We start from the raw sequence: 13733 nt of genomic DNA, 5'->3' as shown, positions 1-13733 counted from the left end.
CAACCCCCGCACCCCGCCACCCCGTTGGCAAGAAACACAACAGAACGGACACGACTCCGCAGGCCACGCCAAAGTCAAACCTTTAAATACAAGCTCAGACCATAAAGAGCAAGCTGAGAACCGATCCGGGTTCCGGACGGTCTTCCCGGCCCGTGAATGATCTTGCTCGGGCAAAGGACCGTTTATGAGAAACACCGCCCGAGACGGTCATCTTGCACAGCGAAGGCGGAAGTCCCCGACGCGCGGATCGGGGACTTCACCAAAAGCCGCCGGAGGGATCCTGTTGCGGCCCCGGGGTGCCGGTGCCGTTTACGCGGCGGAGGTGAGTTCGGCGCGGCCGAACAACAGCGCGTGGCCGGTGGGGAGCTGGTGGAGGATGCGGGTGATGAGGTCAGGGCCGGCGTGGGCGGCGACGGCCGCGAAGACGGAGCCGGTGTCCCAGCGGGTGGCGGCCAGGGATGCGCCGGAGCGGGCGGCGAGGTCCTTGACGAAGGCCCAGCCGGTCAGCGGCTGGGTGTCGGGGATCTGTGCGGTCAGGACACGTGCGGCTTCCAGGGGCAGGCAGGCGGCAAGGTCGACGCGTTCGTCGCCGGTCAGCTGGCGTCCCAGCCCCGCGAGAACCAGGCGGACGGCTTCCTCGGCTCTCTCGCGGGTGGGGTAGGCGCCTTCGTGGCGGACCTTCTCCAGCATCTGCTCATACGCCGTCGAGTACGGCTGCTGGTGCTCAGCCGGTACGATTCTCGCGGGCGCGCTTGAGGCGGTAGCTCAGTGAGCTGGTGGTGGTGCCCAGCGCGTGGGCCAGTGCCTTCTGCTCGACTCCCGCGTCGACCAGCGCGAGCAGAGCTCCGGCGGGCGGGTTGCCGCGCTGGTGGGACAGGGCGCGCGGCGAGTTCGGCGTCCGTGGGCGGCCGGCCGGCCGCGGCGACGGTCCAGAGCATGCCGAGCTCATCGAGGGCGGCCCGGCGTTCGGGCAGCAGCGTGCGCGTACGTCCGGCGCGGTCCCGGACGCTGCCGGCGTGGAGGGCTCGTTGGTAGGCGATGAAGTCGCCGAGGTTGTAGCCCTCGGGTTCAATGAAGGTGACGGGGACGCGGAGGTCGCCGTGGCGTTCGCGGTATCGGTGGCAGGCGGCGAGTCCGTCGGCGAAGCGGGCTTCATGCAGGTCCCAGATCATGCCGAGTTCGTCCAGGGCCTGGACGACGTCGGTGTGGACGTTGCCGTGTGCGTAGCGGCTGCGGCGGATCTTGAGGGTGTTGCCGAGCGGGTAGCCGTCCTGGGTCACGTGGTCGCGGGGAACGCGGAGGTGCCCGTGGTAGGCGCGGGCGTGGGCGATGAGCTGCTCGTTGGCCTGGTCGCGGGTGTCCCAGACCATGCCGAGTTCTTCGAGTGCGTCGATCCGTTCCTGCGCGAGCTGGCCCTTGGCGTAGGTGCGGCGCAGCACGTTGATCCGGCTGCCGAGCGGGTAGCCGTCGCTGGTCCGGTGGGCCTGGGGAACGGCGAGATGGCCGTGGTGGTCGCGGTAGGTGCGGACGTGGGCGAGGGCCTGCTGTTCGGTGTCCCAGATCATGCCGAGCCGGTCCAGGGCGGTGATGCGGTCGGCAGGCATCCAGCCCTTGCGGTGGTGCTGGCGGGCATTGATGATCCACTGGACCAGCCGGTGGCCGCTGTCGGTGACGTGCTCGGCGGGGACATCGAGGTGATCGTGCTGTTCGCGGTAGGTGGTGGCGTGGCCGTATCCCTCCCACCAGAGGGAGGTGACCTGGCGGACCATCAGCAGTCGTACCTGGGCGAGCAGCCGGTCGGCGGTTCCGGCCGGGAGCTCCACGGTGATCTTCGCCGGGAGTGGCGACTTCGATCCCGAGCTGGACGCGCCGGCCCTCGATGTATGGCCCAACCTCCGGCTAGCCGGCTGAACCGCCGCTGCACGTTGCGCACCACCACGGCGCCCCCGATCCAGGGAGGGCGCCGTCGTCGTTCCCGGCCGGGACGGAGCAGCATCGGTAGCACCAGGGGAACCGTCTTGTTCTAGTTCTCCAGAACAAGCGGGAGGACGGTCGACCGCCGTCTGCTGCTTGCAGCAAGGGCCTCGGGCAGCGTGCAGCAGCTGGCCGTGCTGCACCGGCCGGGGCCGGCCTACTACCCGTGCAGCACCCGTGTGCCGCCTGACCCATGCAAATGCTGCGCTGCACACACGAGACCACCGTGTTGCAACCCGACGGCCGCCACCAGGACCACGAGCAGCACCCCACCGACGACGGCCGCCCACCCCCGCTACCCATCGAGCAGCACCCGCTGCACACCACGGCGAGCAGCACGACCAGGAGCAGCGGCATCCCGTTGCCGCAGGCCCTCGCCTCACACCCTCACAGCGGGCCTCGCCCACCTGGGGAATCAGGCTGTGTGCCACATAGGAGCAGCCGGGATAGTCGGGTTACAGGATGGTGCCGGACAGGGCGTAGCCGCGGGCGGCGAGGCCGTTGTCGAGGGTCTCGCCGATCTGTTCGCACAGCGGGGCCAGGACGTCGGCGGCCGCGGTGTCGGACAGGTAGGCCGGGGCGACTTCGAGCATCAGCTCCCCGAGCTGGTGGGTGGTGGCGGCGAGGTCGTCGACGACGCGTCCCGGTTCGGCGAACGCGGAATCCGCCGGCGGACCGGCGGGCGGCGGGAGCGGCGCGGCGCGGACGTCGCGGACGGCCTGGCGGACCACGGCGCGCACGGTGGGCTCCATCGAGGGCCTGGTGGCCGCTGTGGGCGAGCGCGGCGAGTCGGCAGGTGATCAACCGCCGCGACGGTATCCGTGCGGCCTGATATGGCGATCAAGGACCGCTGGGACAGTCCGTAGTCGAGCGCAGCCGCGGCGGCCGGGTCGCTGTCTCGCACGCGAGACGGATCGGGGCTGGTGGCGACGGCGTCGTGGATCGCGGCCAGCCGTGGGCGACGTCGAGCAGGGGGTACGCCTGGGCACGGCTGATGCCGAACTCCGTGGCGCAGTAGACCCCCCCACGAGCCGTAGCCGAGTGGTGCCCAGACGCGTGCGGAGACACCGGCGCGATCCCTGCCTCACACCCTCACAGCCTCATAGCTCACCCGCTTTCACCTGGGGAAAGGCCCTGTGAGGCTCATAGACCTCACAGGGCAGGACTGTGCGTGACACCGGTGCCGGTGTTCGCGGATCAAGTCGTCTCGCCTACGGTCACCTTCATGAGCAGCGACGGCGTAGTGGTGGATGAGGCGGTCCGTGCGGCGTGGGACACCTACCGGGTCCTGGAGAAGCGGACGCCCGCCAAGGAGCGCCAGGAGGCGCAGCAGCGAGTAAAGGCCGTGATCGACTCTGTCGGGCGTGAGGAAGTCTCCCGGGGCACGGTGTTCCTGGTGGGGGTGCTGACCGGGTACTTGATCGCTGAGCCGCCCGGGGGCGGGGAGCAGCTCGATCCGCTCAATGACCTCATCCCTGCTGTGATCCGTCGGCTGCCCTCCTTTGAGATGGCCGACCCGGAGCAGGTGCCGATGGTGACCGGAGTCCTCATGGCCGCCGCCATGGGCATGGACACCGTGGCCTGGCGCGACCGGTTCGGGACGATCGAGCCGACGGAGGCCATGGTCCACGGCTTCGTGCTGTGGCTGCTCGCGGACCTCTTCGACTCCCTGGTCGACAAGCCGGGAACCATCGACGAGCTGATGCGCGAGACCTTCGGGATCATGGGCACCTCGGACGGCTGATGTAGAACGAACGGTGATCGGCGTGTGGCGCCGCCACCGTCGCGGGTTGTCGACCTCAGATGAGCCGTAGCCGAGCGGTGCCCAGACGCGGGCGGCGTGAGCGGCGCGGACCCGGGCGGCGAGCAGCGCGACAGAGCGCCGGACGTCGTCAATCGCCGCGCGCAGCCCGGTCGTCATCTTGCGGGCCTCCGTCGTGGTCAGCGCCGGCCGGGCCGGTTCGGCGACGTCGTCCTGGTCCTCGTTGTGCTCGCCCATGACTCCATCGTCCTCCGGGTCGGTGGGTGGCCCCAGGACGTGCGAAAGCACCGACGCGAGCTCCGCCTCACAGGCTCGCAGCCTCATAGATCAGCGCGTCTACCTGGGAAAACGCACTGTGATTCTCATAGAGCCTCACAGCGTGGCACCTGCTCGCCGCGGTTCACTCAGTGCGAAACTGCGTCTCGCCGCCGACGGCGGGCAGCTGTTTGATGACGGCCATCCCTCCGAGGGATGATCTCGGGCTGCTAGCGGGGCGAAATGCCGGAACAGCTCGTTGGGTGGGCATGGGACGAGCATCGCGAGTGCGGGCAGCGGGACGGGTGCAGCGTACGGCTGATGAGGCGGCGCCGGCGGAGTTGCTGGGGAGGGTGGGAGTTCACCCAGCCGGGGATCGGGGCGGAGATGGCTCATGCTGTCGCGTTCCGGTACCGGCTTGAGCCGGCCTGTGGTGTGCGCGCGGCCCGAGAACCGGTCACACCAGCCCTTTGACATGCGCCTTCAAAATGGCGGCAATGATCGAAGACACTCGCCAGCCGGCTTTCGATAGGAGCCGTGCCTCGGACAACGGCACGGTCAGCGAGAAGGCATAGCTGTGCCGGGGTGATTCCGGCAAGGTCGCGGAAGTCGCGGTTCATGTGTGCCTGGTCGTGGTATCCACACACAGTGGCCCGGTCAGCCAGTGACCTGCAGGCGCCAGTCGGTAAAGTGAGCGCCCGTTGAAACCGCAGTATCCGGCTGGCGGTGCGCGGCGGCAGTCCGATCTGCTCGCGGAAGAGCGTCTGGAGCCACCGGCTTCCACGGCCCGTGGCAGCGGCCAATTCTTTGGCGGATACTTGTCCGTGGCTAGCGCACAGTCGGCTCCACGCCTGGGCAACAACTGGCGAGGGCAGCGGCGGGCCTTCCATCCGCCGCGCCATGGCGTTGTCAATGACCGCCCAGCGACTTTCCCAATCCGGCATCGCCATGAGCTGCTCGGTGAGCCTGGCCGACCACCCAGCGCCTAGCACCTCATCAGGGTGCAGGTGAGTGTTGGTCAGGTGGTGCAGCGGCAGCCCCAGGCACTGGTACGCGCCGAGCGGAGTGAATTCCACCTCGACCGACTCCGCTACGCCCGTGTAGCCCCCACTCACCGACGACGTCCGCAGGCCAGCGAGCATCGCATGCCACGCTGTCCGCTCCGCCGGAGCGCTCTGGGCCTCGTGGAACAGAACCAAGGGATCTCCCCAGCCCAGAATCAAAGTCACCGTGGCCGAGGGAAGTGTGAGCCTCACTGGTCCCGGCCCCGCAGTGCGATGCCCTCGATACATCACCACCTGAGCCCGTAATCGCTCGGGAGGGCGACGCTCCGCATATTCGCCCCTGGTCCTCGATTCCATGGCCGTACCAACTTCCTGCCGCGACCCCGTACCAGTGCGCGCCATTTGTCTCGCATGGAGAGAGTACGCCTTTGTACAAGACGACCGCCCAGGCTCCGCAGCAATCTGGACACACCCCGCGGTGCCCGTCATCTTGACGCGGGCACCGCGCCGGAACGGGCACCACCCATCGATCACGTATCAAGATCAAGGAGAGAGTGTTCATGCGCATTCGAAAAGTCCTCATGGGACTTGCCCTCGGGGCCACGGCTGGCCTAGGCCTCGTGGCGGCACCTGCTCAGGCAGCCCCTGCTGCTCCCTCAGCCAGTATTTCCGCAGCTTCTTGGCACTATCTCGACAACTACCCCACCCGCTTTATCTGCGAAGACGCTGCTGCCCAGGTCCGGGCGCAGAATGGTGTACCAACGCAGTGTCGCGGTCCGTATGCGGGCGGTGCTTTTCACCTCTACTACTGGGGATAGAAGGCACCCTGGTGAAACCAGGCAGTCATCAAGGGCGCCTATCTACGCGTCGCTGAACCGCGCCTACAAGGGCTGGACCAATCGCTCCAGTTGGCGTGCTCTCCGCGCGAGGAAGTGGGTGGGTACCAGGCGGTGCTTCTGGCCGCGGTGGTGTGCCGACCTTGCCTTGATGGCCTCACGACGTTCTGCGTCCGGTGCTCGGGCGTGGCGCTGAGGTGGCATAGGGAGTGTGGTGGTGAGGGCGGGCCGTGCCCCTGTTCGCCCTCACCACGGAGGGGGCCGGTTTCTGAAACCGGCCCCCCTTTCCCATTTCTACGAGAAGAAATGGTGGAGTGTTCCGGTGGTTTGAATGAACGTGTTGGTGGCAGCGGTTGAGCGTCCGCACCGTGCTCGACCGACGCCCGGACCGCGGCCACCGCCTTGGACAGATTCTGGCTGCGGGTCAGGGGCCGGTTGTGGGCGGCCTTGTAGCCGGTGATCACTGCCGGGTCGGCGTCCGGGCCGTTGTCGTCGAGGCCGACGAAGCCCAGGTCGGCGATGGCGCCGATCCCGGCCGCGCGAAGATGAGCGGTGAGTTTGTCCTGCCAGCAGGCAGTGATCTCCGAGGTGCGTCCGGGCCTGGCCGCCGAGACCCACAGCAGGCAGCCCCGGCCGTCGGTGAGCGCGATCACGAGCAGGCCGTGGCATTCATGCTTGCCAGGAGCTGGCCATGGCGCTGTGCGGGTTCAGGTGGGCGGAGGGAGAAGGCGGCGTGTGAGCCGCACTGCCGCGAGTGCTGGCGGGAGGTTCAGCTCGGTGCCGACCGCCCTCGCCCCACGTGGTGAGCCCGGCGCGGATCCGCGCTGCCGGTCCGGGTGGCTATGGCCGTGACTACGATGCGGACCGCCACGGCCCCGGCAGTTGCGATGCCGGGGCCGTGGCGTTGCCAGCGGGTGGCTATCCGAGCCAGACGATGTTCAGCACGGTCAGCCGGTGCAGCGGCCGGTTGATCCAGTAGGTGAGGGAAAGCTGGCCGACGGACGCGTAGCGCACGTCCTCGCCCTCGAGGTCCTCCGCGTTCCACTGCCGGAACCCCCGCGGGTCGGCGGCGGCGGCGCCCAGGACGTCCCACACGGTGTCGGCGTGGGCGAGTGCGTTGAGGACGGCGACGGCGTCCGTGTCGGTGCCGGGGGCGGGCTCGGTCGGGAACTGGGCGTCGAAGTAGCGGGGGTGGTCATAGACCTCTGCGGCGTACGGGGTGAGGTCTGCGGGGTGGAGGTCGAGGCGGCGGGCGAGTTCGAGGACGACGTGCAGGGGCTGGTTGGGCAGGTGGTCCAGGGAGATGTCGTGTTCGTGGACGCCGAGGAGGTCGGCGAGCTCCCACGCGGACATGCCCGCGTTGTGTTGGCGGCGGCGTAGTTCCTCGCCCCAGCCGCGGGGTTTGTAGCGCGGGGGCTTATAGGGGCCGGGGCCGGTCACAGGACGGCGCCCTGGTCGCTGAGGATCTCCACGTCGAGGCGGCGCGCGGCCATCCAGTCGGTGAGCGGGGCGGGGCCGCCGCCGAGCTGTGTGCCCTGGCAGGAGCCGCGGTGGAGCCAGAGCGGATCGACGCCGATACGGCGGCAGGTGCGCAGCACCACCTCGGTCAGGGCCCGGTCGGAGGCTTCGAGCTCGGGGTTCTTCGGGTCGGCGAACAAGCGGCGGCGGGTGCCGGCGCCGTCGGCGCGGCGGTGGGCGAGGTGGGCGGCGATGATGTCGACCGCGTACGGCGGGAGCAGGGTCTTGCCGGTGGTGTGGGCGTAGCTGGGGCACTCGTCGTCGTCGCGGCGGTCGAGCTGGTGGGCCCAGTCGGCGCGGAGGTAGACGGCGTGGTCGGCGAAGGTCGGCAGGTACAGGTAGCGGCCCGCCTCGTCGATGTTGCGGCACAGCAGGTGGGCGAACCGGTCGGGGGCGGCGGTCAGGTGCAGGGAGAGCACGGTGACGGCGGCGGCGTGGGTGGAGACGGTGGCGCGCAGGGCGCGGCAGGTGAGCAGGGCGGCCTGGATGGCACGGAGGCGGATGAGGGCGAGGCGTCCGCTGGCGGCGGTGCCGAGGCGTTCGTCGCGCAGGTAGGCGTTCAGCTTGCGCTGGAGCTCGCCGGGGGTGCGGCCGGGGGTGAGCGCGTGGCGGTGGCGGCGTACGAACTCGTCGGTGCGTTGTGCTTCGGCGCGGTAGGTGATGTTGAGCTGGTCGAAGGTGTCTCCGGCGAGGCGGCGGCGACAGGTGGCGAGGAAGAGGGGGAAGTCGGCGGTCGGTAGGGCCGGCCAGTCGGCGTCGGTGTCGGCGTGCCCGTCGGGGTTCAGCGGCTGGTGGTGGGCCGGAGGGCGGGCAGCGGCAGCAGGTCGTGGAAGATGCTGATGCCGATCACCCGGACCTCTCGGTGGGGTCCGCTGTGCGGGAGGCCGCCGCCGTTGCGGCGGGAGCGGCCGAGGCTCTCGATCGAGTTGCAGGTCCGGGTCGGATCGGCGGGTGAGGACCAGATCAGCCACAGGTCGGCGTCGATGCGGTCGGCAAGCCGGGCCAGCTCCAGTGGCTCACCGGGCAGGAGCCGGTGAGCGCGTTCCACGATGACGTCGGTGACGCGGGCGGCGGACAGCCAGGCGGCGACGGCCTTCCAGGCGTCGGCGACGCTCAGGCGCGGGGAGTGGACGGCGGCGGGGTTCTTGCCCGCGGCGGCCAGGACGTCCCACACCAGGTCGGTGGTGGACCGTACGGGGTTGGGGCGGACCACGATCCGGCGCGCGGCTTCGAGGGCGGCCAGGCGCCGGTTGAGGTCCGGGTCGTCGGCGGCGTCGATGACGACCCGGACGGTACGGCGCGGGACGACTGGCCGGGCGGCGGGGTCTTCCGTCTGCTCGGCGGCGGGCACGGCCTCAGTCACGCAGGCCCCCGCCGAGGAGGGAATAGGCGTTGTGCACCGTGGTCTGGTCGACGGTGGCCAGGTTCTGCTCGGCGCACAGGGCGGCGGCGGTGTGGGTGAAGACGGCCCAGTCGCGCATGGTGCCGTGTCCGTAGGAGTTGTCGACATCGACGAGGAGTTCGTCGGCGGCCTCCCGGTAGATGGGGTGGTAGCGGCGCATCAGGGCCGGAACCTTCGCCGGGGCAAGCGGAGAGAAGGGCAGGCGGCGGAAGACGCGGGAGCGGAGCATCGGCTCCTTGGACAGGACCTCCCAGCAGCCGTCGCCGCCGACGTAGAGCAGCGCGAAGCGGGTCTTGGGGTGGTCGTGGAGGTGGCGCAGCAGCTCGATGCAGTCGCCGTTCAGCCGCTGGGCCTCGTCGACGACGACCAGGCGCATCGGGGTGGCGAGCAGGCCGACCAGTTTGGTGGTGAGGTCGAAGCGGTTGCGGGAGGTCGGGGTGTCCGCGCCGGTGAGTTCGCGCAGGAGCTGGTCGGCGATCATGCGCATGGTCGGGCGGGAGGGGAAGGTCAGCAGGCACACCTGGGGCCGGTCGACGGCGGGGAGCGCGTCGAGGGCTTCGAGGGCGGCTTCGACGGCGAAGGTCTTGCCGGTGCCGGCCGGGCCGTGGACGACGCCGGTCGCCGCGTGAGCGACGAGGTCGCGGACGATCCGGGCGGTCATCTGGAAGTGGCCGGTGGGCAGGGCGTTGGCCCCGTCCAGGTCGACGAAGTGGCGCGGCATCAGCTCTCCGGGTCGGCGGGGTCGATCAGTCCGAGCAGGCTGGTGGAGGCGCGGGCGGCCAGCGCGGCGTCGCGGTCGCGCTGGGTTCGGGTACGGCCGTCGGCGGCCGCCACGAGCCGGGACTCCGCGGGCGCGCTGTCGCCGGTCATCGGAGCGAGGGTGCGGCGGGCCTGCCGGGAGGCGCGACGCCGCTCCCGGCCGAGCCGTTCGGCCTCTGTGCGGGCGTGCTCACGGAACGCGTCGGTCTGCGCCTCGGTGAGCTGCCCGGTCGGGTAGGCGGTGCACAGGTGCTCGGCGCCCAGGTAGACCTCGATAGTGCGGTCGTCGTGCGGCATGTACCGGATTTGGACCCGCTGTCCGCCGCGCCCGTACAGCTCGGGAGCGACGTAGGCCAGGGAGCGGAAGTTGATGCCGTCCTTCTGCACGATCCGCTCCGTCCCGGCGAGCATGAGGTGGCGCAGCTGGTCGGCGGGGATGCGCCGCAGCGGGGCGGGGTCCTCCTCCCACGCCTGGAGTGGGGTGCGCCCGCCGAGCATCCGGTGGCGGTGGGCGGTGTTGTACCAGCGGGCCCAGTCGGCGAAGCGGCGGACGAACCGCTCCAGGCGCAGCGGGCCCTCGCCCTCGATAGCCGTCTCGGCGGCCCGCTGTGCGGCCGTCGAGTCCTTGATCGGTCCGTACAGGCGTCCGGCGGCGTCACGGGGGCCGCCGGTGAAGCCGGGAAGCTGGGAGATCAGCATCTGCTCGATCGTGAGGTTCAGCCGCTCGACCTTGCCTTTGCGGTGCGGGGTGAACGCGGGCAGCCGGTGCATGACCACGGCCAGGCCGCCCAGGACCTCCTTCACGGCGCCGGCGGCGAACTCCAGACCGCGGTCGATGCGTACGAGCTCGGGCACCGCGCCGAACGGCGAGACGGCGGGCTCGTAGGTGAGCGCCATGCGCATCGCGGTGAGCACCGTGCCGGAGGTCGGGGCAGTGGCGATGGCCCAGCCGAGCAGGGCCCGGGTGCCGTCGTCCACCACCGTGGTCAGCCACGGCGCAAGCGCCTTGCCCTTCGGCGGCAGCACGAGCAGCGGGAGCTGCTTGTGGTCCATCTCCCAGCATCGGCCGCGCAGCGCGTCAGGGCGGCGCAGGTAGACCGAGCCTGCCCGGCGCCCGGCCTCGCCGGTCTTCCACGCAGCCCGCTCCGCCGGGGGCAGGCCGTCGGTGAACGCCCGGTACAGCGTGCGCTCCGCGACCGGCTTCGCGCCCGTCCGGCCTTCGGCAAGGAAGTCGGGCACGGGCGCCCCAGCCGTCGTGGCGTCCCCGTCGGTCACCGCGCGCCGGGCGCGAACTACCGCGGCGACGTTGCCCCGGTAGAAGGCGAGCGCCGCCCGGTCGGTCTCGCTCAGCTCGTAGCGCGGGCGGACGGCGAGCGCGGCCGGCTTCGGCGGCGCGAGCCAGCGCCACACCGTCCGCTCCGACACCTCAAGGCCCTCCGCGACCGTACGCACGTGCGCCACGGTCAACGCCTCGTCCTCGCGCAGCCGGGACAGCCGTTCGACGGCCGCCCGGCGCTTCTCCGCCGACACCCTCCCCATGGACCGAAGTGTCAGTGGCGGCAGAACCTCGCGCCCGAACATGCGCCCACATCCACACGTCCAGGTGCACTGTGCGCGAACCGGTGGCGTCCCTGGAGTTCCTGTGATTTCGGCAGATCACCCGGCGCCGGGGTGGGTCACCTCGCTCGGCTTCGCGTAGACCAGTAGTTCGAGCTCGACCTCATCGCCGCACTCGCCGCACCGGCGGATGTCTCTCTCGCCAGCCACTCGCAGGTGGATCATTTCCGTGGTGGTCTTGCAGCCGGGGCAGTGCGCCTCGCGCACCGTGCGGATGGGTTCGCCGTACCGATTCGTCATACCGGCATCCTGTCGGACGGGCCCGATTTCCCTCATCAAAGGGTGGCCGGCGGCTGTTGAGGAGCCGGGGTTTTTGAGGGAGTTGTTGAAGGCTCCGGGTACCCCTCCGAGGGGTGTCCAGACGTTCCTCAGAAAACGATGGTTAGTTGACGGCACACTGCCTGCATGACGACTCCGACCGACGTACTCGGCGCGGACGGCGACCGTCTGCTCGCCTTCCCGCTCCACCCGACCGAGATCCGTATCGGGTACGCCCGGGTCAGTACCGGATCGCAACGGCTCGACCGGCAGATGGACCAGCTCACCGAGGCGAAGTGCCGACGCATCTTCGCGGACAAGAAGTCCGGCAAGAACGACCTGCGCCCGGAGTTGAAGGCGTGCCACGCCTTCCTCCAGACCGGCGACCCCCTCGTCGTGCCGAGCCTGGACCAGTACGGCCGCTCGTTGCAGGATCTGGTGAACATGGTCGCGGGCTTGCGCGAGCGCCAGATCGGCTTCACCTCGCTGCACGAGAGGCTCGACACCCTCACATCCGGCGGCAGGCTGATCTTCCACGTCTTCGCCGCGCTCGCGGAATTCATCAGGGAACTGATCGTGCAGGGCACAAACGAGGGCCTGGCCGCTGCGCGAGCCCGCGGCCGCGTCGGCGGCCGACCCACCGTCGTCAACGACGACCTAATCCGCAGGCGAAGGACATGTTGCCCAACCCGGAGAACAGCGTGGAGTCAATCGCCAAGGTCCTCGGCGTCTCCGTCGGCACCCTCTACAACCACATCCCCGACCTCAAGGCGCTGCGCGCCTCCCGCGTCCCCGCCCAACTGGAGAGGGGCGAGTGATGATCCCGCAGCCCCACGCATGAGGGATGCCACGCTCGTCCCGGGCCTTGGACGCAGGCTGAGGGCGACGCGCAGACTATGGCTGTCACCCTTGTATAAATGCCCATCCCTTATACGAGGCTGATTACCTGAGAGTGATTCTGAGGGGAAGTGCTGCATGCACGAGAACGAAGTAGCGGCTCACATTGGAACGCCGACCCCGGCTGCGGCGCCACCGAAGCGCCGGGCCTTCATCGGCCGCTTTGCACCGTCAGCCCTCGACATGGCCAACCCCCACCAGGTTGAAGGGCAGTCGATCGCAAACGCCGTCCTAGAGAACGCTGTTGGGCTCATGCTCTGCTATGACGAGCTGTGGTTCCTCCGTCGGGAAGACTGCCCGGCAGACATGCAACAGTTGGACTTCGTCCACTTCGTGTCCGATGAGGCGCACCTCAGAAAGACGGCCGCCGAGGCATCTGCCGCCGGTCGCGAGGTGTTGATGCAGCACGTCTACGAGGATGTGGAGTCTGCATTGCTCAAGGCCCGTATCGTCCCGCCCGAACCAGGTCACGAGTTTCCGAACTGGTTCGGGCGGATGGCCCACGTGAGACAGTCCATGGAGCGCGCTAGTTATCGCGTGGACCTACGTGATCCACGTCCGCACGAGGACGAGGAGGCGCAGGAGTGGTTGTCCCGCCCCTCCTATTTCTCCTTTCAGGCTGGCCTGGCAATCAAGCAGATGACTGAATGGCTCATCGCCGACTCCCTACAGCTCGGCCCAATGGACCTCATCGTCAACAGCGACTGGCTTCGGCGGTTGTTTCCCAGCAGTTCCTACGCCGACACCGCCGCTTCACTGCAGTTCGAGACGTACAAGGTTGAGGCGCTCGAGCGGGTCCTGCATCTGAGGAGTGTTGACGCTCTCACGCCTGGCGGCGCCTACCACGAGTACATCGCTGACCTGCGAAAAGACAAACGCATTAGGGACCTGCGTACCCTCTTCGCTGGCAGGTCGTCAGTCGACGGATCCGCCGCGGCTCTGGCGAGAGAGGTCGAAGAACTGATCCAGGAGTACCAGGCCGAAGCATTCCGTCAGCGGCACCGACCAGCCCTACTGCGAGGTGTCGGCAGCATGGCCATCAGCATGACGGGCAACCAGTTGCTGCCGGGACTGGGCGGCATCCTCGGTGCCCTCGTGAACGCTGACCATGTCATCTCGGACCACCGCTTCAAGAAGAACACCCGATGGGCGATGTTCGTCCTCGACACCCGGGACAAACGGCAGTCCTCGCAGCGCTCCGCACGGGGGGAGAGCCGAGGATGAACAGCCTCAGTGCGCGGCAGGCAGCCGAGCACGCCGGGCTCTGGAAGGCGGACCACGGCCAAGCCCCGCACTACAGCCGCGCGGCCCTGCTACGCCTGCCCGCTGGACGACTACGGGACCGGGGAACCCCTCAGAGTGCAGAATGAGAGTGAATGGGAAATTTATCGTCACCTGAACGTGTGGCGGTGCGGCATTCTGGCCGGTCGGCGGCCATGGGCATGTTGGGC

General features: G+C 69.2%; 13 protein-coding genes and 1 pseudogene. 4 read left to right on the top strand and 10 right to left on the bottom strand.

All coding sequences use genetic code 11. The annotated features are described in order from the left end of the window. Window positions 1-309: 309 nt before the first annotated feature. From ABZ622_RS40775 to ABZ622_RS40765, 3 genes are all read right to left on the bottom strand, one after another. The gene (locus tag ABZ622_RS40775) at window positions 310-690 is read right to left on the bottom strand and encodes a DUF2267 domain-containing protein (protein ID WP_360552229.1); all 381 of its coding nucleotides are present in this window, start codon (window positions 688-690) and stop codon (window positions 310-312) included. Then, entirely contained in the window at window positions 594-1823 is a 1230-nt protein-coding gene (locus ABZ622_RS40770; protein WP_360552227.1) for a helicase associated domain-containing protein, read from the bottom strand. The genes ABZ622_RS40775 and ABZ622_RS40770 overlap by 97 nt, the downstream gene beginning before the upstream one ends. Before the next feature lie 606 nt (window positions 1824-2429). Continuing rightward, window positions 2430-2714 (bottom strand): hypothetical protein, encoded by a 285-nt coding sequence (locus tag ABZ622_RS40765; RefSeq protein ID WP_360552225.1) that lies wholly within the window; start codon window positions 2712-2714, stop codon window positions 2430-2432. 485 nt (window positions 2715-3199) lie between these two features. On the opposite strand from ABZ622_RS40765, the gene ABZ622_RS40760 reads away from it, so the two are divergent. Then, window positions 3200-3718 (top strand): hypothetical protein, encoded by a 519-nt coding sequence (locus ABZ622_RS40760; RefSeq protein WP_360552223.1) that lies wholly within the window; start codon window positions 3200-3202, stop codon window positions 3716-3718. 665 nt (window positions 3719-4383) lie between these two features. On the opposite strand, the gene ABZ622_RS40755 is transcribed toward ABZ622_RS40760, so the two are convergent. The 7 genes from ABZ622_RS40755 to ABZ622_RS40725 form a co-directional block, all read right to left on the bottom strand. Beyond that, window positions 4384-4881: a helix-turn-helix domain-containing protein gene (locus ABZ622_RS40755; protein ID WP_360552231.1), complete on the bottom strand. Its 498-nt coding sequence runs from the start codon at window positions 4879-4881 to the stop codon at window positions 4384-4386. Between the two features lie 970 nt (window positions 4882-5851). Beyond that, window positions 5852-6484 (bottom strand): hypothetical protein, encoded by a 633-nt coding sequence (locus ABZ622_RS40750; protein WP_360552221.1) that lies wholly within the window; start codon window positions 6482-6484, stop codon window positions 5852-5854. 265 nt (window positions 6485-6749) lie between these two features. Continuing rightward, window positions 6750-7184, bottom strand: coding sequence for a hypothetical protein (locus ABZ622_RS40745; protein ID WP_360552219.1), 435 nt, complete (start codon window positions 7182-7184; stop codon window positions 6750-6752). Between the two features lie 83 nt (window positions 7185-7267). Continuing rightward, window positions 7268-8320 carry a hypothetical protein gene (locus ABZ622_RS40740; protein WP_360552217.1) on the bottom strand — a complete coding sequence of 351 codons (1053 nt, stop codon included), beginning with the start codon at window positions 8318-8320 and terminating at the stop codon, window positions 7268-7270. A 384-nt stretch (window positions 8321-8704) separates the two neighbouring features. Next, window positions 8705-9472 carry an ATP-binding protein gene (locus ABZ622_RS40735; RefSeq protein ID WP_360552215.1) on the bottom strand — a complete coding sequence of 256 codons (768 nt, stop codon included), beginning with the start codon at window positions 9470-9472 and terminating at the stop codon, window positions 8705-8707. After that, a complete protein-coding gene (locus tag ABZ622_RS40730) occupies window positions 9472-11049 on the bottom strand; it encodes a Mu transposase C-terminal domain-containing protein (protein ID WP_360552213.1) in 1578 nt (525 codons plus the stop codon). Before ABZ622_RS40730 ends, ABZ622_RS40735 begins: the two co-directional genes overlap by 1 nt. A 117-nt stretch (window positions 11050-11166) precedes the next feature. Next, on the bottom strand, window positions 11167-11367 hold the full coding sequence (locus ABZ622_RS40725) for a hypothetical protein (protein WP_360552211.1): 201 nt from the start codon (window positions 11365-11367) through the stop codon (window positions 11167-11169). A gap of 165 nt (window positions 11368-11532) precedes the next feature. Here ABZ622_RS40725 and ABZ622_RS40720 point away from each other — a divergent pair. The 3 genes and pseudogenes from ABZ622_RS40720 to ABZ622_RS40710 all read left to right on the top strand — a co-directional run. Beyond that, window positions 11533-11949, top strand: a pseudogene (locus ABZ622_RS40720) (recombinase family protein); the annotation flags it as partial. Window positions 11950-12062: 113 nt separating this feature from the next. Continuing rightward, a complete protein-coding gene (locus ABZ622_RS40715; protein WP_360552233.1) occupies window positions 12063-12203 on the top strand; it encodes a TetR/AcrR family transcriptional regulator in 141 nt (46 codons plus the stop codon). A 157-nt stretch (window positions 12204-12360) separates the two neighbouring features. Further along, a complete protein-coding gene (locus ABZ622_RS40710; RefSeq protein WP_360552209.1) occupies window positions 12361-13506 on the top strand; it encodes a hypothetical protein in 1146 nt (381 codons plus the stop codon). Window positions 13507-13733: the final 227 nt, after the last annotated feature.

The organism is Streptomyces sp. NPDC007164 (genome assembly GCF_040634135.1).
In the GTDB taxonomy this organism is placed as follows: domain Bacteria; phylum Actinomycetota; class Actinomycetes; order Streptomycetales; family Streptomycetaceae; genus Streptomyces; species Streptomyces sanglieri.
The sequence above is the reverse complement of the archived record's forward strand: the minus strand, read 5'-3'. Positions and strand labels throughout refer to the sequence as shown.